The organism is Nicoliella sp. ESL1120 (assembly GCF_058508515.1).
In genome coordinates, this window is record NZ_CP196383.1 from 644,931 (window position 1) to 663,674 (window position 18,744).

The following is an 18,744-nucleotide window of genomic DNA, read 5'->3' on the forward strand; positions in this document are numbered from 1 at the left end:
ATGATTAAAATTGTTACGGATTCAACCTCATTGATCACTGAAGAACAGGCAAAGCAATATGGGATTACCGTGGTTCCATTAAATGTATTGATTGGAGACGAGGTTTATAAAGACGGCTCCACAATCACTGGTGAACAATTGGTTAATTACATTGAAGATAATCCCGATAAAGATTTTCCAACCACTAGCCAACCTGCGATTGGTGATTTTATTCAAGCATATGAAGACCTTACCAAAGATGGTAGTTACGTCATTTCTATCCATATGACCGAAGTATTGAGTGGTACCATTAATGCCGCCCAGCAAGCCGCACGGATGGTCGGTGAAGATAAGGTGACTGTTATCAATTCACATACGACCGATCAAAACTTGGGGTATGAGGTGATTACAGCCGCAAAAATGGCTCATTCAGGAAATGCTAGCGTTTCCGATATTGTAACAGCAGTAAATCAAATTATTGATAATAGTCAATTGTACATTGCAGTCAGTACCCTTAAAAATCTTGAACGTGGTGGCCGTATCAGTCGGGTCAAGGGCCTCCTTTCTAAGCTATTCAACCTGCATGTGGTTTTGCGTTTGACTAACGAAGACTTGGATGTTGAAGCTAAGGGGCGTGGAAATAAGACCCTTAAAAAGTGGGTTCGTGAATATGTGCAATCGATTAGCGATAAGCAATTAAAGCGCGTCGGGCTTAGTTATACTGGCAGCATTGATTTTGCGAAGTTCGTTGAAGAACAGATCAAAGCGGTTTTTCCAGATGTAGAAGTCCATATTATGTACACCAGCGCAATTGTTTCGATTCACGCTGGAATCAATGCCTGTGGGATGGAATTTATTTTTGATTAGAAGGCAACGATTATTTTCTTAATAATGATAATTACGGCGGCCCCAGTAATTGGACCTAACGTGGGAATCCATGCGTAGTGCCATTGTGACAAGGCTTGGTTAAATTTATGTGAAAAAAATGCTCGTGGAACCAAGTCTCGGGTAGGGTTAAATGCAGCACCCGTAATTGGACAAATAACGGTAATGCAGCAGGCTACCACTAATGATGAAATCGTAATGTTAATAAACGAATTGAATTTAAAGAGGCCAATTACTTGTGAATTAATCGCAATCACCGCGGTCCCGCCAGCTTCCCAGAGAAAGTTGCGTAAGTGGTGTTTTACATTACTAGGAACGGTTGCATAAAAGTTCAAGTTAATTGGCAGGGTGTATAACCAGCGTTCCCAAATCGTCCAAGTGGTTTGGGCGGCAAGCCAGGCAGCAATGATTTGGGCAATGATTTCACCTAGCATGACCAAAAATGAAATTTGGCCATTCACCGCCTGAACAATTGAAAAGACAGGGTTAAAATTCGATGTTCCAAAGATTAGTCCGGTGAGCAGTGATGAAAAATAAATGCCTAATCCCCAGTAAAGACCAGTAATGTACCTAGTTTGTAATTTCGGGTATAAAAAGTAGTTAATTAATTCACTGATTCCAAATCCAAGTGTGAGCATTGAATATGTTCCAATTAATTCACCAATGATTAGTTTCATTTGGAGATTGCCTCCTATTTATTTATAAATTTAAAGATCACCGTTGGTGGTCTTTTTTTATGATTGAAGTTGAATAACTTTATTATAGCCAATTTAACTTGAACATTAAAGCAATCATTTGAAACTATTTAATTGGCTAAATATGCACATATTTTATTAATTAATACATATTTAATCAATTTATTTTGATTTTAGGTTGTATTTATTCATTTGAAGTGATATTATAATGAATAATAAATCAAATTGAACGAAAGACGGTGCATATTTATGAAAAAGAAAGTTGTTTTAGCATATTCCGGTGGATTAGATACCTCAGTTTCAGTTGCTTGGTTGATTAACAAGGGTTACGACGTAATTGCTTGTTGTATCAACGTTGGGGAAGGAAAAGACCTTAAGAAGGTGAAGGAAAAGGCCCTTAAGGTTGGTGCTTCCGAAGTTTACGTGATTGATGGACTCGAAGAATTTGCTAATGATTACTTATCTTACGCATTGAAGGGGAACTTAATGTATGAAAATGCATATCCCGTTGTTTCAGCACTATCCAGACCATTAATTAGTAAGAAGTTAGTTGAAATCGCCCATAAGGAAGGTGCTTCCGCAGTTGCCCATGGTTGTACTGGGAAGGGAAACGATCAAGTTAGATTTGAAACTGCTGTTAATAACTTGGATCCAAACTTGGATGTTTTAACCCCAGTTAGAGATTGGCACTGGTCTAGAGAAGAAGAAATTAACTACGCAAAGGAACACAATATTCCAATTCCAATTGACTTAGACTCACCATACTCAATCGACGCTAATATTTGGGGACGGGCCAACGAATGTGGGGTTCTTGAAAATCCATGGAACCCAGCACCAGAAGATGCCTTTGGAATCACTAACCCAATTGAAAAGACACCAGACACTCCCGCAATTGTTGATATCGACTTCAAACAAGGAATTCCAGTTGCCCTTGATGGCAAGCCAATGTCATTTGAAAAAATCATCGAAGCCTTGAACAAGGTTGCCGGTGAACATGGAATCGGTAGAATCGACCACGTTGAAAATCGGTTGGTCGGCATCAAGTCCAGAGAAGTTTATGAAACACCAGCTGCCTTTGTCCTACTAAAGGCCCACAAGGAATTAGAAGATTTAACGCTTGAAAAAGACGTTGCTCACTTCAAGCCTACGATCGAAGAAAAGATGGCCAACATGGTCTACGATGCCCTTTGGTTCTCACCATTGATGGATGCTTTAAAGAGCTTTATTGACAGTACTCAAAAAGACGTTAGTGGGACCATCAAATTGAAGTTGTTCAAGGGTAACATCATTATCCTTGGTCGGAAGTCAACCAACTCCCTTTACGATGATAACTTAGCTACTTACACTTCATCAGATTCATTTGATCAATTAGCTTCTGCTGGTTTCATCAAGTTATGGAGCTTGCCAACTAAGGTTTACTCCCAAGTGAAAATCAAGAACAAGCAACACGCATTGATGGATAGCATTAACAAGCAAAACGCTAAGCAGCCAGAATACGTAACCGTTAAGAAAGAGGAAGATGAAGATGGCAAATAAAAAGTTATGGGGCGGACGGTTCCAGACCCCAACAAGTAAGGAAGTTGACCAATTTGGCGCTTCGATTTACTTCGATCAACTCATGGCTGACGAAGATATTACTTGTTCACTTGCCCATTTGCACATGTTGGCTAAGACTAAGATCATCGACCAAGCGGATGCAGATAAGATCGAAGCGGGGCTGAATGATATCAAGGCGGACCTTGCGAAGGGCAACCTGCATTTCAGCTATGAAAACGAAGATATTCATATGAATATTGAATCGATCTTGACTGATCGCATTGGTCCAGTCGCTGGAAAGTTACACACGGCACGGTCTAGAAACGATCAAGTTGCGGTTGATTTTCACCTCTACGTGAAACGGCGCTTACCAAAAGTGATCGAGTTGTTAAAGGGGCTTCAAGAAACATTGGTAACGATGGCAGAACAAAATGTTGAGACCATTATGCCAGGCTATACCCATTTACAACACGCTCAACCAATCTCATATGGACACTATTTGATGGCTTATTATCAAATGTTCAAGCGGGATTGTGAACGGTTCGAATTTAACGAACACCATACTGATATGTCACCACTAGGGGCGGCAGCATTAGCTGGGACCACGTTCCCAATCGATCGGGAAATGACGGCCAAGGAAATTGGCTTTAGTCAGGTTTATGCTAATTCACTCGATGCTGTTTCTGACCGTGACTTCGCACTAGAATTTTTAAGCAATGCTTCAATTTTAATGATGCACTTATCTAGATTCTGTGAAGAAATCAGTATGTGGGCTAGCTACGAATTCAATTACATTGAAATCAGCGATGCCTACACCACTGGAAGTTCAATCATGCCGCAAAAGAAGAATCCAGACATGGCTGAATTGATCAGAGGAAAAATTGGTCGGGTCTACGGTGATTTGATTGGCTTATTATCAACAATGAAGTCATTACCATTAGCATATAATAAGGATTTACAAGAAGATAAAGAGGGCGTTTTCGATGCATTCAACACAATTATCCCATCTATTAAAATATTTATGCACATGCTTCAGGGTATTTCGGTAAAGAAGCAAAATATGTATGATGCAACTACCAATGATTTTTCGAACGCAACGGAATTGGCTGATTATTTAGCAACCAAGGGGATGCCATTTAGACAGGCCCATGGAATCGTAGGTAAAATCGTTTATGATTGCATCGTAAAACACATCAATCTTCAAGACGTTCCGCTATCAGACTTTAAAAAGTATTCAGAATTGATTGATTCTGATATTTATGAAGAATTAAAGCCAGAAACCGCTGTTAAAAGAAGAAATTCACTCGGTGGAACCGGATTTGAACAGGTTAAAAAACAAATTCAACAGGCGAAGGCCGATTTACAAGCATAAAAAAAATCATCCATTTGGATGATTTTTTTGTTATTCACTTAGCCAGTGGTTAAATGAATCGATATTATTACCAAGATAAGCAACTGCTTCTTCGGTAATCTTCTTACCTTCTGCATCAGCTTGTGCTGGTTCTAAATCGTATAAGTTTCGCGCACAACCAGCAGCGATATCAGTGAACTTAAGGGTTCTACCGATTCCACCATCGTTGAATAGCGCATCTAAACCAGTTAAATCGCTTTTAAGAGCATTATATACGGTCCCTGCGATGTCTTTGTTTCCGCTTGGTAAAATGTTAACAGCATATGTTAATAAAAAGCTATTCATATCAACGATTGCTTTTTTACGTTCTTCGCGTTCGATCTTACTCTTCATTTAATTATCACCTCATGATGTTAATACTAAATGATTATTAACCAATCTGCAAGACTAATGACGACTTGATCGTAAATTAGAATTACCATTTAGTTTTACGTGATGCCGTTTGAATTTATTTCGGCTTCCATTAGCTTCAAATTTAAAATGGTGCATTCGACCATTGAAGGGTTGGCCCATTAATTTAGCACGAATCCACTGTTGCATTACCTTTTCCATTTCATGGGCTGAATCAACCCGTTTTTGATTTTGTTCCTGTTGAGCGACTGGAACCACGTTAGTAGCAATTTGTTGAATTAATTTTTGGTGGTATTTCAATAATTCCTGGGTAAGTGGTTCATCTTTATAACTATTGAACAGTTTTTCGATGTAACGCATGGCATCTTTAGAGTCCTTTGGTTGGTAGTATCTATTCACATGATCAACTCCTTACTAACTATTTTACAGTATTGGCCCTTCTTTACTCAAATGCGATTTATTAGATATGCAAATTATGTATATTTATCACTTGATTTAAGAAATATATTGCATATTATTACATGCAGTGTTATTATAATAGTATAAATAAACAAGAGGGGTTTTGATTTTTATGAAGGGTAAAGTTGTTAAACTATTAATGGTTTTTATTATGACGTTCAGTATGTTTGCTGGATTCATGAATAAAAATACATATACACAAGCACATGCCAGTGCAAGTGATAGTTATTTAGCAAACATTAAGAAGAAGGGGACCATCGTAATGGGGACGGCCCCAGATTATCCACCTTATGAATTTACTAAAAATGAAGGTGGTCAAGCTAAGGTTTTAGGAGCTGATATTGAATTAGCAAAGCAAATTGCTAAAAATATGGGTGTAAAGCTTAAGATTAAATCCATGAGCTTTGATTCATTATTGGTTGCGCTTCAGACTGGAAAGGTCGACATGGTCATCGCTGGATTGACCAAAACACCAGAAAGAGCGAAGAGTGTTGATTTCACGATTCCTTATTACAATGGTGGCCAAAGCTTGTTGATTAATTCAAATGATAATTCAATCAAGTCATACAAGGACTTGAAGGGCCAACCAGTTGGGGTGCAAACTGGAAGTACTCAATATAATTTGGTAAAGCAACAAGTTAAGGATCCAAGCCTAAAGGGAATGGAAAGTGTTAACGATTTAGTATTAGCGCTAAAGACCAATAAGGTCAAGGCGGTGGCTGTTGAAAGTGCAACTGGGGAAGCATATGCTGCTAATACCCCTGGTATCAAGGCCATTGATGCTAAGTTCAATACTGCTAAGGCCCAAAACGTAGTGGCTTTCCATAAGGGTGCAACATCGTTGGTGAACGCCGCTAACAAGACGATTGAAGCATCGAACAAGAGTGATGAATTTGAAAAGAAGTTCATTCCTGCCGCTTCCAAGGAAATGGGTAAGGGTGCAAAAAGCCAAAAGATTTCCGTTTGGCAACAAATGTACAACTATAAGGATTACTTCATTAAGGGGACTGAATACACGATTTTGATCTCCATTATTGGGACGATCTTGGGGTTGATCTTAGGAATCATCTTGGCATTGATGAGACTATCCAAGAACAAATTGTTCCACGGGATTGCAGTTGCCTACATTGAATTTATTAGAGGAACGCCTTTAATGGTTCAAATTATGTTTGTCTACTTCGGATTAGGAACGATCGTTAACGTTCCTGCACTAGCATCTGGGATTATCGCTGTCTTTATTAATTCCGGGGCATACGTTGCTGAAATCATCAGAAGTGGGATTGAATCGATTGATGATGGCCAAAGTGAAGCTGCTAGATCACTTGGGTTCTCAAGTAATCAAACCATGCAAATTGTTGTGCTACCCCAAGCAATTAAGAACATCCTACCAGCGTTAGGAAATGAATTCGTTTCGTTGATTAAGGAAAGTTCGATCGTTTCGATTATCGGGGTTACCGATTTAATTTACCAATTAAGAATTGTGCAAGCCGATACCTATCAAGGGGTCGTACCAATCTTTATCGTAATGGTAATTTACTTCATCCTAACGTTTGGAATTTCCAGATTGCTCAGTTTACTTGAGGGGAGATTAAAACATGAATAATGATATTTTAAAAGTTGAAAACGTTAAAAAAGAATTTAAAAATAACCTAGTGTTAAAGGGAATCGATGCTGAAGTTAAACCAGGGCAAGTGATTGCTTTGATCGGACCCTCTGGAGCTGGAAAAAGTACCTTCTTAAGATGTCTGAACATGCTAGGTAAGCCCACTTCTGGTGCGGTCTACTTTGATGGACAGGACTTAATGAAGCTTAAGGATAAGCAATTAGATAGCCTCAGAACTAAGATGGGGATGGTGTTCCAAAGCTTTAACCTATTTGACAACATGACCGTGCTCGACAATGTTAAGGTCGCACCGATTAAAGTTAAAAAAATGGCTGATCAAAAGGCAACTGAGATTGCCCATCAACTATTGAAACAAGTGGGATTAGACAACAAAGCTGATGTTTACCCAAGCAGTTTATCTGGTGGGCAAGCTCAACGGGTCGCAATTGCCAGAGCCCTTGCGATGCATCCAGAAGTAATGTTGTTCGATGAACCAACTAGTGCCTTAGATCCTGAAAAGGTGGGTGAAGTGCTCTCAGTAATGCAAGACCTTGCTCAAAAGGGAATGACAATGCTTGTGGTTACCCATGAAATGGACTTTGCCAAGAACGTGGCCAACCAAATTTGGTTCATGGACGATGGTCAAATCGTTGAAAAAAATGATCCAGAAACGTTCTTTAAGGAACCTAAGACCGATCGGGCTAAGGATTTCTTATCCAAAGTGATTTAAGATCAAAATAAAAATGGTAAGTAGCGAGTGATTGCTGCTTACCATTTTTTGGTTTAACATTCGTGCTTGGTGTTATCAGTTGGCTGCCATGTATCGGGGTTCATCGGATCATTTTGTTCCCCTAGCATTTCTTCACGGTAAATTTTTTCCTTAGCATTTAGGAAATCCAGCCTTTTGCGGGCGGTGGCCAATTGTTGTTCAGCAATTGCCTGCTGTTTTGTAATTAATTGATACCGTTCTTGAATTGATTGATGTCCCTGTAGGCACAGGGCAACATAGTGTTTAACGGCCTTGATTGGCATGCCCGTTTGCCTAAGGTAGTGACAAGCACTCAGCCAGTCCAATGCATTTTGACTAAAGCGACGGTGGTTATGCGCATCCCGTTGTAGACTTGGGACCAGGCCCTGATCGGTATAATAGCGAACCGTATGTTGTGACATGCCCAGCTTTTCAGCCGCTTCTTTTACTGAATAGTTCATAAATTTGCTCCTTTCGAGATAAAAGGCTTGCCTTCGAGTTACTCGAATCCATTATCATTCATTATAACCTAAAAAAAGAAAAGGGGAATTATAATGGATTTATCAAATAAAGTAGTTGTAATCATGGGTGCATCATCTGGAATCGGGGCGGCAACCAGTCGCCTATTGGCAAAGGACAACGCAACGTTGATCATTGCAGCGCGGCGGATCGACCGTTTAACAGAAATTAAGAATGAATTTCCGAACCAAAACATTCATCCATTCGAAGCGGATGTAACTAACTTTGCTGAAGTTAAGAAGGTCATCGATTTTGCAATCAGTGAATACGGTAGAATTGACGTCCTTTATAACAACGCCGGCATTATGCCAACCGCTCCGCTAGTCGAAGGACGTCGTGATGAGTGGAAGAACATGCTAGACATCAACGTGATGGGGGTCTTGAACGGGATTGCCGCTGCGCTTCCTGAAATGGTCAAGGCTAAGCGTGGTCACATTATCACCACCGATTCCGTTGCTGGTCACGTGGTGGGACCAAGTAGTGCGGTCTATTCTGGAACTAAGTACGCAGTTCGCGCAATTATGGACGGGCTTAGAATGGAACAGGCTGAAAACAACATTAAGACGACTATCATCTCACCCGGAAGTACTGGGACCGAATTATTCAATTCGATTAACGATGCTGATCAAAAGAAGTTTGCAGAAGATTTCTTTGAACAAATTGATGGTTTGCATCCTGAACAAGTGGCTTCAGCAGTTGAATTCGCAATTGGCACGCAAGCAAACATGTCAGTTAGTGAAGTAATTGTTCGTCCAACCCGACAATCACTATAATCAGAATCTAAACAAAACGAGGGGCTCAATCAATTAAGATTGAGCCCCTCGTTTTAATTTTATTGTTGTTGTTCAACTGGTTTTTTGAAGTTAAAGATGACGTTTAAGATGACGGCGGATAAACTGGTAATGACCACTCCGTTATCCAAGATGATTTTGATTGAATCAGGAAGGGCGTTTAGGATTTGGGGGTAGAACGTGATTCCTAATCCTAAACCGACTGAGACAGCGACAATCAATAGGTTATCGTTATCATCAAAGTTAACCTTTTGAAGCACCCGAATTCCTTGGACCCCAACGAGACCAAACATTGCAATCATCGCACCACCTAGCACGTAGTCAGGCATGATCAATACGATCGCTGCGACCTTTGGCAATAACCCGAGTAGTAACAAGAAGAATGCTGAGTAATAAATTGGCTTACGACTCTTGATTCCAGAGATTTGAACGACCCCAACGTTTTCTGAGAAGGTCGAATATGGGAAGGTGTTAAAAATCCCACCTAGAATCGCAGCTAATCCTTCAGCACGGTACCCACGCTTTAGGTCGTCACTATTGATCTTTCTTTCAACGATATCACCAAGGGCGAAGAAGACCCCAGTTGATTCGACCATGGTGGTCAAGGCAACCAAACTAACGGTTACGATCGATGACCATTCAAAGTGGGGCACCCCGAAGTAAAAGGGAATTGGCAATCTGAACCAGCTAGCTTGGCCAATCGCACTCAATGATACTAAGCCCATTGCACCAGCAATCGCGGTTCCTGCTAACATCCCGATCAACACGGAAATCGCCTTGAAGAATCCCTTTGCGAACGCATTTAATAAAATAATGATCAATAACGTTGCTAACCCTACTAGTAGGTGGGTCCCATTTCCAAAACTGGCAGCGGTCGGATCACCACCACCGATGTCTTGAACGGCAACGGGAATCAATGAGAACCCAATTACTGTGATCAAAGACCCCGTTACAACTGGTGGGAAGAAGCGGCGTAGCTTTGCGAACCAGCCTGCAATCAAGAAGATAAAGATCCCAGCCCCGATAACGGAACCATACATAGCACCGATCCCGAATTGACTACCGATCGCCTTTAATGGTGCGATATATTGAACCGCACACCCTAAAACAACTGGGAGCGCGATCCCAGTTAGTGGGGTCCGTTTTAATTGCAGTAACGTCGCGATCCCACACATAAAGATATCCGTGGAGATCAAATACGTCATGTCAGCGGCACTGAAGTGTAATGCGGTCCCGATTAAAAGCGGTACGATCACGTCTCCAGAGTACATCGTTAAAAGGTGTTGGAACCCCAATAACGCATTTTTAAATTTAGATTCAGAACGAATCTCTTGCAAATTAATCATCCTTCCAAGTGTCTGGAATAATGGCCAAACGGTGGTGATTAAAAAAGTAAACAAAGCGACAATCATCTTTGCTTATAGTCCACACTTTACGGGTGTGGGTAGAAACTAACCAACCTTATTTTGGTATTATATAGGCACATCTATTAATATAAATTACTCTAGCATTTTTTTTGTTAAAAAACAATGAAGATTTGTGAAATAGAGTTTATAATTGTTAATATTAGTGTTATAAACCAAATGGTAATTAGGAGGAATTGAATTGAAGACGATTTTAGCAATTCATACCGGTGGAACGATTTCAATGTCCGCTGATGAAAATGGGGAGGTCATCCCTAATCAAGAAAACCCGATTGCTAGTCATGATGTTACTTTGGATGGCCAGGTTGAACTAATCAACGATCCAATGTTTAACTTACCATCCCCACATGTTACCCCAAGCGTAATGTTGCAATTAAGGGACCGTATCTTAAAGGCTGAAAAAGATGGGATCGATGGAGTCGTGATTACCCATGGAACCGATACTTTGGAAGAGACGGCTTATTTCTTGGATCTAACCTTACCAAACCATTTGCCAGTGGTCTTAACTGGAGCAATGCGTTCATCAAATGAGATTGGCTCAGATGGTTTATACAATCTCCAAAGCTCAGTGGCGGTCGCAGCTTCTGAAGATGCGATCGGCAAGGGTGTGTTAGTGGTGATGAACGACGAAATTCACACTGCACGCTATGTTACTAAGACGCATACGACCAATCTAGCCACTTTTAAGACCCCGACTTTTGGACCATTGGGTATCATTAGTAAACACAAACCATACTTTTTTCAAGAATTGATCAAAAGTGAAGCGTTCAATATTGACCACGTTGAATCAGGCATCTTTTTGCTAAAGGCGTTTGCTGGAATGGATGAGACCTTATTTGACGCTTTGAACAATGATCTTACTAAGGGGCTCGTGGTAGAAGGATTAGGATCTGGTAATTTACCTCCAGCCACGTTACCTGGGTTACAAAGAATTTTAGACCGTGGAATTCCAGTGATTTTAGTATCACGTTGTTACAATGGAATGGCCCAAGATATCTATGATTATCAAGGTGGCGGAATCGAATTAGAACAAATGGGAGTCAGCCTTTGTCGGGGATTGAATGGACCGAAGGCGCGAATTAAGTTAATCGTTGGGATTAGCAATGGACTTAAGGGGCAACGCCTCGCTCAGTACATGAGTACTGCAATCTCTTAAAATAACGGGGGGATTGAATGGGAATTGTTTTAAATAATTTAAAAGCAGCGTACCAACGCAATGCAATTGTAAATGTTTATCGCCTAGATGAAATTTTCTTTACTGGGTATGTATACATTTTGGATGAGGATAGCGAAGAGCTTGTCATGCGAACCTATGATGAATGGGGGATGCCTGATGGGATGGTCTATTTAAGCCTCGAGATGGTTTATGATGTGGAAGTTGAAGATAGTCCTGACCTACGGCACATGAAACGCCGCATTGAGCTTGCAAAACGGTATCATTTTAAAGAAATTGCTGAAACTAAGTTGATGCGACTGGATAAGCTAGCAAGTATTCGATTAGAAATATTAGGCCGCTCCTACGTTAATGGCCAAGTGGTAATGATTACCATTAGTAATTTAGAACGGGTTAACGATACTTATAATTGCGTTATTGATAAGATCGATTCTGAAGCGGTCTTGGTTACGGTAATCAATAAAACCGATTTTAGTGATCACGCTAAGCATACCTTCAAATTGAGCGACATTACAACGATTGAATTTCTGGGGAAAGAATTAACGATGTTGACCAAAAATAAAGCATTGTTGTTCGGCCCCTCGGTCAATACTGCAATGATCAACGGTAGTGATCCGCAAATCAATAGTGTCTATGCTGAATCTAAAGCAACTAACCATTTATATGAAATTGAATCGGTGGCTGACAATGGTTATTATTACATTGGCTACGTTGTGAATTACAATTCAGATTACGTCATTTTTAACTTAGTGACCATGAGTGGTCAATTTGGTGGATACGTCTTATTAAGAACTACCATGATTGCAAACATTTACTTAGATTCTGATTATTTACGATTGATCCAACACTTTAGTTTAGAAAACCATAACGCCAATACTTTTTTAGAGCCCGTTTTAAATGATGAACGTGAGTTTGATATGGGCAGCGATGTTTTAGAGTCACTGCTTGAACAGGCAATCAATTTAAATCAATTAGTACGGATCGCATCTGCTGGCGGGATGGGTAAATTAGGTTATCCACTTGATATTACACCGATCACGAAGCAAGTTCATTTTCAAGAAGTCGATGATAGTCGGGATGGATTGGAAGAACGAGAATCAATTCCGCTGAATCAAATTGGTGAATTAGCGTTCGATTATCTAGAAGCGTTTTTAACTGATGATGGATTGAAAAATAATCATCCAGAATAATAAAAAACCAGCCAACTGGCTGGTTTTTTATTATTCTTCTGAATCTTTTTGGTTGTTTTCAATGAAGTTTTCAATTAATTCTTTTTCTTCGTTGGTGGGTTGCTTTTCCATTGACTTGATATCGTGTAATCTTTCAACGCTGATATGTAGGTTGAAAGCTAATTGGGTATCTGGCCATGCGTTGCCCTTTTGAAAATCAATGATTTCCTTTGAAATGTTACTAATTCCGTTAGTCATAGTAAGCCTCCTGAAGTTATTTATTAATTATCATTATATTATAACAAACAATTGATTGAAAGGTTCACCGCTTAGTTTAAAAAATGAAAATTGGTAATTGCACCATGATGAGCCAAAAGGCCATGTAAGCAAAGTCGGTCCAGCGAACGTAGGTTTTTTCAACGTGGGTCCGTGGCGCATCTTCAACAAAACCATGTGAGATCATTGCTTGTGAAAGATCGCTAGACCAGTTAATGGCTGCTAAGATGGCTTTGAAATATAATTTCGGCGACCAGAGTTGCATCGTAACCCCGCGCATTAGACTGGCGTGGCGGATTGTTTGGACTTCGATGATGATTCTTGGTACCAAGTTGAATGCGGTCAATACTCCGTAGGCGAACTTGGATGGAAGTTTGAAGTTTTGTTCCAATGTGAATGCGAGGTCCTTAATGTTGCTAGTCATCGTAAAGGTAGCCCCGAGCCAGACGTAGGTGAATAACCGTGTAAACAGCACCCATCCGATAATGGCGCCATGGGTCCCGTAGATAACTTGTGACATTAAGAGTCCAAAGGCTGGAATGATCGGGTACAGGGTCAAATATGCGATCGACTTTAATTTAACCCGTTTGACCAGGAGGTAAATTAAACTGACTGCTAAGATACAAAGGTTCAATGGGACGCTTTGGATAAATGAAATTTCAACTCCGATGATGATGATCATGAATAATTTAATGGCTGTGTTCATAATAACGACTCCTTATAAGTAAGTTGTTGGTCTTTGAACTGAATGTGATAATCAAATAGCGTTTCCAAACCACTGAGTTGATGGCTAATGATGATGATGGTTTGGTTAAATTTTTGACTCGCATTTTTTAGCATTTCGACTACCGTTTCTAGAGACTTGATATCTAACCCCTTAAATGGTTCGTCCATTAATAAAATGTCAGTTCCCATGATCAACATCTCGACGATTTGCAACTTCTTTTTTTGCCCCTCGCTAAGTGTGTAAACGACTTGTTTTTCCCTGCCGTCGATCTGCAACGCCTTAAGCATGGCATCAATATCTTCTTTGGAGTAATTATGATGGACCGCGTTTTTAATCGAAAGCGATAGTTCTTCTTCAACCGTGATGTCGACGAATTGCATTTCAGCATCTTGAAAGACCAGCGCAACGTGGGAAAGGTATTTCTTCTTATGGATCTTTTGGATGTCTTTATCCTGATATGAAATCAAACCCTCATACTTAAAGAGCCGTGTTAAAGCTTTGAACAAGGTCGATTTACCGATTCCATTTTCACCTGTGATCAATGTGATTTGCTTTGCTGGAAATTTGAATTGGTCAGCCTTTAGCAATACGCCTTGGTTTTGCTTTAGTTCACAACTGTTTAAGATCAGATCGGCTGGTTCGTTATTATCGGGAATCGGGAAGTGGACGGCCGCTAACTCTTGATTATCAAATGGTACTAATAGTTTTTGGACCTCTGCATTACTTAACTGTTGAATTTGAAATTGGTTGGGTTTCAGGTAGAAGAACGTATCGACAATGTCGTCGTAACCAGAAAGGTCATGGTCCACTAAGATGATCGTTTTATTCTTTTGATCACGTAAGCGGGTCAATTGATATAGCAGATCACTTCGCGATTGACGATCTAGACTCGCAAATGGTTCGTCCAATAAAATAACGTCGGAATCCATTGCGATGATGATGGCTAAGGCGACCTTTTGTTTTTCACCACCGGATAGGGCGTTCAAGTCACGGTGCTTTAACTTAGTGATGTTCACGAATTCTAGTGCATCATCGATTCGTTGGGGGATGATTTTAGGATCTAACTGTCTATTCTCAAGTGCAAATTGGAGTTCATCATATACGTTCGTCATCGTAAACTGTTGATTGGGGTTTTGAAACATCATTGATACATATCCGCTGAAGTCAGTAGGGGCAATGTCTTTGATCTCCTTGTCACCAATTTTAATTTCACCAGTGTAATCACCATTGGCAAACTCAGGATATAAACCGGCAATTGACTTTAAAAGCGTCGATTTACCAGTTCCAGATGGTCCAGCGATCAAGCTAATTTTTTCGTTCGGAAAGGTTAGGTTCACGTCTTCTAATACTGGTTGTGAGCGATGCTGGTAGGTAAATGTAAAATGACTAACTGAAACGGTGGTCATGGTTAATTCCTCCTGGTAATTTAAAAATAAAGCACTTACAAGCTTGGCTTTATAAGTGCTTTAAATTCATTTAAATTTATGAAGCATTGAATCGTTAAAATGATTATGCAATGGCGTGGCTTCTGTTTAGGAGCTTCTTGATGGCCAATGGAATTGGGTCACTAAATACCCAGATTGAAATAAATCTAACGATGAATAAGAAGATCAACATTCCAAAACCGTATGCGTTGTATCCATTCTTGAACCAATCCCAAGTAAAAGTAATGATGGTAGTGAAGATACTACCTAACAATAATTGGAAGTGGCCGTACTTCTTGTAACCAGTAACTGCAAAACCTAATTCTGCTCCGGCACCTTGAATTAAACCTGAGACAACGTTCATAACTCCCCATTGGTCACCCAAGAACATTTCAACAACGGCTCCAGCAACTTCTGAGAAAATGGAAACACCAGGCATTCTGAAAATAGCCCCTGCTAATGGACCAGCAACGATCCAAAGACCAAGTGAAATATCGTTTGCTGCGGGAGCAAGACCAATTGGTGTTAAAACTAGTGTTAATGCGTTATAGATAAAACTAGTCAACCAGAAAATAACCCCACAGACAATTGCGATCAATGCAATTAAAATAATGTTTCTAAGACTCCATTTTTTAGACATGGAAAATCCTTCCCTTCAATAAATTAAACAATTATTTTAGATAGACAGAAAAAAGGGACCTCAAATACTGAGGTCCCTTTCGGAATATGTACACCATTGATAAAACGTTTCCCTCCACCAGTACGGACTGGATCAGGTTCAATGGGTATCATCTCAGCCAAAAAAGGCACCCCAAACATCTATCTATTTAATTAACTAGAACAGTATAACTTAATTTTTTCTTAAATGCAAGTTTGAATATTACAGGCATAAATCTTAAATAACACTTCGTTTACATTTATCAATAATCAATTGTTAATAAAGTGCTAAGGTGTTAACTTATTATTTAGGATATCGAAATCAGAGAAGGGTTGGTTAAATGGATCTTAAAAAGAATTTTAAAAAGATGGCAATTGTATTAACTGCTGTTGTCGGATTAGCATCAGCATCAGAAATTACTCCATTTTTAGATGTTGTTTCGACAAAAACAGTTAATGTCAGTGCTGATTATAATTATGATTATAACTATGACGATGGTGCATCAGGAATCACTACTAATAATATTGTTCCTGGAAACTATAAGATGAAGAATGCAGCGGCTGCAATTGCGATCGATGCTACGAACGGACAGGTCATCTATGCTAAAAACATTAATCAAAAAATGAAGGTGGCATCCACAGCCAAGTTAATGTCATTGTACCTGGTGGTCAGAAAAGCACAGGAGACGAATGGCTGGAATCAAGTCGTTGATACTTCTAATGCTGGCTTACGGAGCATGAGTTACAATAATAACGTTGGTGGTGGCTTTAAGCTGGTTGCTGGTCGTAAATATACCGTAAAGCAGCTCTATCAAGCAGCACTGATCCAATCATCAAATGCAGCTACGATTGCATTGGGACAATGGGTCGCTGGCTCAAACGGTCAGTTCGTGAATATGATGAATAAACAAGCAAGGGCATGGGGAATTTCTGCGACCTTTAATTCACCATCTGGACTTGAAAATAATGATTTAGTTCATTATGGTTATAAGTATTCTGGTGGAGCCACTGCTGGGAACATGGTAAGTGCAAAGGCGTTGGCAGTAATTGCGCAACACGTTTTAACTTATTATCCAAAGGTATTAAATGATGCTAGTAGGGGCACGGCCAAGGTTGCAGGGCAAAACCTATATAACTACAACAACCTACTTAAGGGGCGGACCTTCTATGATGCAAGTCTGCGCGTTGATGGTTTAAAGACCGGCTATACTCCAGCTGCAGGACTATGTTTTGTTGGAACTGGCCAACTACCAGGGAAGCACCGCTTGATTACGATTACTTTGAATGATCCTTATGAATTTAGTGATCAACGTGATTTGATGAAGTACATTTATAAAAATTCATCCATTTACAATTAATCGTCAAAAATCTGCAAAAATGATATAATAATCACAATTAAAATTAAACTCACGGTTAAGACGTGAGTTTTTTATTTTCGGGAGGTTGCAAAATGACTAAATTGATCTTGGCTGATCTTGATCGTGATTTTTTATCCGCAGATGGTGAAATTAACGCATCTCGATTGTCCAAACAGTTAATGAATTTGGCAAAGCAAAATCTACACCTGGGCTTTATGACGGAAGCTCCGTATGCCAAAATGATTCAGATTTTTCATGGGATAAAGGCTCCCTTAGCGTTTATCTGCGAAGGGGGTGCTGAGACCGTTTTGAATCGCGTGGTTCGTGATGAAACGGTGATCGATTATGAAATTTGGAAATCAGCCCTAAAGTGGTTTCAAGCGCAACGCGATTTTAATACCGCATACATTGTCCTTTCGGGGAAGATGAATGCCTACACCGATGCAAGCAAGGATAGTTCAGCCTACCAACGCTTTAATAAGACGTACCCATCTTTATACCAAATGAATGATCTAGAATTAGTGAGTGATTTAGTCTATCAAATTAGATTGGGGTTTGAGAACGGCGATATGCAAAGTTTAGCCCAAACCTTTAATAGTAATTTTAATGGTAAGTTAGTGGCTCATGCTAAGGGAAACGACCTTTGGATCACTTCATTCGATGCTTCATACCAAAACGCAATTGAGACGTTGAGTGATGAATTAGATATTGACCCGCGGGACGTGGCTTTGATCGATCAAAAACAATCGCATGCCCCCGTTGATGAGCTTTTTGAAACTGCAACTACTGAAAATGGTTATGATGCCATCGATCAATTTCTGAAATAATAATTGAATTTGTTATCTTCTTACTAAGCAGGTACAATAATGTAATGGTCAGTAATATTACTTTTATTTAAAGGAGCTTGTTTATGATATCAGCCTGGAATCTAATCGGGTTTGCCATCTGGATTATCATTGCAATTAGTTTAATTTCAATGGTTATTTCTATCCGTAGGCAAAAGCGACAGGCCTTATTGCATCAAGATGAAAAGCTAGTAAGCAGAAATAGAATCGTTTTATTTTTTCAAGGGCTTTTAATACTGGGGGCTGCCTTAGCGATGGTGATAATTACGCTAAGAGCTGATATTTCTAGTCATAATGTTTCTGTTTCTAGAAGTTACAAACCAATTGTATTAGATACGAATGGTCGTAAATCATACTATGTTAATGTTTATAATTCTAAAAATAAATCGGGTGGTCAATATTACACCTATTTAACGAAGGGTGAACATTATCAAGTTAGTAGCAATGATTCAACCATCATTAGTGGTGCTAACACCGTTTCATTGCCAACCGAAACCTATCGTTCCAGTGGAAGTCGGTTGAATGACTTAGATCGGAAATACCAGCGGGCTTGGATTGAAACCACTACCGCCAAATATAAGCCGAATTTATTAAATGGATTGGGATTACGGGCGGGCCAGCGTGCTAGTCGTTATGTCATTATCAGAGTCCCAAACCAATCATTTATTTATTATCATTAATAATCTAATGAAATTTGAAAAGCGGAATCGATC

Annotated in this window: 20 protein-coding genes and 2 riboswitches; of the genes, 11 read left to right on the forward strand and 9 right to left on the reverse strand. The window is 39.7% G+C overall.

Features of this window, described 5'->3' with window-relative positions; all coding sequences use genetic code 11:
* Entirely contained in the window at positions 1–846 is an 846-nt protein-coding gene (locus ACSYTE_RS02545; RefSeq protein ID WP_491717147.1) for a DegV family protein, read from the forward strand.
* On the opposite strand, the gene ACSYTE_RS02550 is transcribed toward ACSYTE_RS02545, so the two are convergent.
* Positions 843–1,541 carry an aquaporin gene (locus tag ACSYTE_RS02550; RefSeq protein WP_491717148.1) on the reverse strand — a complete coding sequence of 233 codons (699 nt, stop codon included), beginning with the start codon at positions 1,539–1,541 and terminating at the stop codon, positions 843–845. The two genes, ACSYTE_RS02545 and ACSYTE_RS02550, sit on opposite strands and share 4 nt — an antisense overlap.
* A gap of 267 nt (positions 1,542–1,808) precedes the next feature.
* Here ACSYTE_RS02550 and ACSYTE_RS02555 point away from each other — a divergent pair, with 267 nt between their 5' ends.
* Together ACSYTE_RS02555 and argH are read left to right on the forward strand one after the other, a co-directional pair.
* Positions 1,809–3,095, forward strand: coding sequence for an argininosuccinate synthase (locus ACSYTE_RS02555; RefSeq protein WP_491717149.1), 1,287 nt, complete (start codon positions 1,809–1,811; stop codon positions 3,093–3,095).
* Positions 3,085–4,467 (forward strand): argininosuccinate lyase, encoded by a 1,383-nt coding sequence (argH, locus tag ACSYTE_RS02560; protein WP_491717150.1) that lies wholly within the window; start codon positions 3,085–3,087, stop codon positions 4,465–4,467. The genes ACSYTE_RS02555 and argH overlap by 11 nt, the downstream gene beginning before the upstream one ends.
* Before the next feature lie 30 nt (positions 4,468–4,497).
* Here argH and ACSYTE_RS02565 read toward each other — a convergent pair whose 3' ends face one another.
* Both ACSYTE_RS02565 and ACSYTE_RS02570 read right to left on the reverse strand, forming a co-directional pair.
* Positions 4,498–4,839, reverse strand: a complete 342-nt coding sequence (locus ACSYTE_RS02565; protein ID WP_491717151.1) for a hypothetical protein — start codon at positions 4,837–4,839, stop codon at positions 4,498–4,500.
* 54 nt (positions 4,840–4,893) lie between these two features.
* On the reverse strand, positions 4,894–5,256 hold the full coding sequence (locus tag ACSYTE_RS02570; protein ID WP_491717152.1) for a hypothetical protein: 363 nt from the start codon (positions 5,254–5,256) through the stop codon (positions 4,894–4,896).
* Positions 5,257–5,428: 172 nt separating this feature from the next.
* Here ACSYTE_RS02570 and ACSYTE_RS02575 point away from each other — a divergent pair, with 172 nt between their 5' ends.
* Both ACSYTE_RS02575 and ACSYTE_RS02580 read left to right on the forward strand, forming a co-directional pair.
* Positions 5,429–6,919: an ABC transporter substrate-binding protein/permease gene (locus ACSYTE_RS02575; protein ID WP_491717153.1), complete on the forward strand. Its 1,491-nt coding sequence runs from the start codon at positions 5,429–5,431 to the stop codon at positions 6,917–6,919.
* Entirely contained in the window at positions 6,912–7,649 is a 738-nt protein-coding gene (locus tag ACSYTE_RS02580; RefSeq protein ID WP_491717154.1) for an amino acid ABC transporter ATP-binding protein, read from the forward strand. The genes ACSYTE_RS02575 and ACSYTE_RS02580 overlap by 8 nt, the downstream gene beginning before the upstream one ends.
* A gap of 53 nt (positions 7,650–7,702) precedes the next feature.
* Here the strand turns inward: ACSYTE_RS02580 and ACSYTE_RS02585 are convergent, their stop codons facing one another.
* Positions 7,703–8,128, reverse strand: coding sequence for a MerR family transcriptional regulator (locus tag ACSYTE_RS02585; RefSeq protein ID WP_491717155.1), 426 nt, complete (start codon positions 8,126–8,128; stop codon positions 7,703–7,705).
* Between the two features lie 90 nt (positions 8,129–8,218).
* Between ACSYTE_RS02585 and ACSYTE_RS02590 the strand changes: the two genes are divergently transcribed.
* Positions 8,219–8,959, forward strand: coding sequence for an SDR family oxidoreductase (locus ACSYTE_RS02590; protein ID WP_491717283.1), 741 nt, complete (start codon positions 8,219–8,221; stop codon positions 8,957–8,959).
* 59 nt (positions 8,960–9,018) lie between these two features.
* On the opposite strand, the gene ACSYTE_RS02595 is transcribed toward ACSYTE_RS02590, so the two are convergent.
* Positions 9,019–10,314 carry a nucleobase:cation symporter-2 family protein gene (locus tag ACSYTE_RS02595; protein ID WP_491717156.1) on the reverse strand — a complete coding sequence of 432 codons (1,296 nt, stop codon included), beginning with the start codon at positions 10,312–10,314 and terminating at the stop codon, positions 9,019–9,021.
* Positions 10,315–10,378: 64 nt separating this feature from the next.
* Positions 10,379–10,477: riboswitch (purine riboswitch) on the reverse strand.
* 105 nt (positions 10,478–10,582) lie between these two features.
* Here ACSYTE_RS02595 and ACSYTE_RS02600 point away from each other — a divergent pair.
* Together ACSYTE_RS02600 and ACSYTE_RS02605 are read left to right on the forward strand one after the other, a co-directional pair.
* A complete protein-coding gene (locus ACSYTE_RS02600) occupies positions 10,583–11,557 on the forward strand; it encodes an asparaginase (RefSeq protein WP_491717157.1) in 975 nt (324 codons plus the stop codon).
* Positions 11,558–11,574: 17 nt separating this feature from the next.
* Positions 11,575–12,765 (forward strand): hypothetical protein, encoded by a 1,191-nt coding sequence (locus ACSYTE_RS02605; protein ID WP_491717158.1) that lies wholly within the window; start codon positions 11,575–11,577, stop codon positions 12,763–12,765.
* A 30-nt stretch (positions 12,766–12,795) separates the two neighbouring features.
* Here ACSYTE_RS02605 and ACSYTE_RS02610 read toward each other — a convergent pair whose 3' ends face one another.
* The 4 genes from ACSYTE_RS02610 to ACSYTE_RS02625 form a co-directional block, all read right to left on the reverse strand.
* Positions 12,796–13,002 (reverse strand): LBP_cg2779 family protein, encoded by a 207-nt coding sequence (locus ACSYTE_RS02610; RefSeq protein ID WP_491717159.1) that lies wholly within the window; start codon positions 13,000–13,002, stop codon positions 12,796–12,798.
* 76 nt (positions 13,003–13,078) lie between these two features.
* Positions 13,079–13,726: an energy-coupling factor transporter transmembrane component T family protein gene (locus ACSYTE_RS02615; RefSeq protein WP_491717160.1), complete on the reverse strand. Its 648-nt coding sequence runs from the start codon at positions 13,724–13,726 to the stop codon at positions 13,079–13,081.
* Positions 13,723–15,153: an ABC transporter ATP-binding protein gene (locus ACSYTE_RS02620; protein ID WP_491717161.1), complete on the reverse strand. Its 1,431-nt coding sequence runs from the start codon at positions 15,151–15,153 to the stop codon at positions 13,723–13,725. The genes ACSYTE_RS02615 and ACSYTE_RS02620 overlap by 4 nt, the downstream gene beginning before the upstream one ends.
* A gap of 103 nt (positions 15,154–15,256) precedes the next feature.
* Positions 15,257–15,811 carry an ECF transporter S component gene (locus tag ACSYTE_RS02625; RefSeq protein ID WP_491717162.1) on the reverse strand — a complete coding sequence of 185 codons (555 nt, stop codon included), beginning with the start codon at positions 15,809–15,811 and terminating at the stop codon, positions 15,257–15,259.
* A gap of 92 nt (positions 15,812–15,903) precedes the next feature.
* Positions 15,904–15,995: riboswitch (TPP riboswitch) on the reverse strand.
* 174 nt (positions 15,996–16,169) lie between these two features.
* On the opposite strand from ACSYTE_RS02625, the gene ACSYTE_RS02630 reads away from it, so the two are divergent.
* From ACSYTE_RS02630 to ACSYTE_RS02640, 3 genes are all read left to right on the forward strand, one after another.
* Positions 16,170–17,186 carry a D-alanyl-D-alanine carboxypeptidase family protein gene (locus ACSYTE_RS02630; RefSeq protein ID WP_491717163.1) on the forward strand — a complete coding sequence of 339 codons (1,017 nt, stop codon included), beginning with the start codon at positions 16,170–16,172 and terminating at the stop codon, positions 17,184–17,186.
* Between the two features lie 92 nt (positions 17,187–17,278).
* Entirely contained in the window at positions 17,279–18,013 is a 735-nt protein-coding gene (locus ACSYTE_RS02635) for an HAD family hydrolase (RefSeq protein WP_491717164.1), read from the forward strand.
* An 83-nt stretch (positions 18,014–18,096) separates the two neighbouring features.
* The gene (locus ACSYTE_RS02640) at positions 18,097–18,711 is read left to right on the forward strand and encodes an LVIS_2131 family protein (RefSeq protein WP_491717165.1); all 615 of its coding nucleotides are present in this window, start codon (positions 18,097–18,099) and stop codon (positions 18,709–18,711) included.
* Positions 18,712–18,744: the final 33 nt, after the last annotated feature.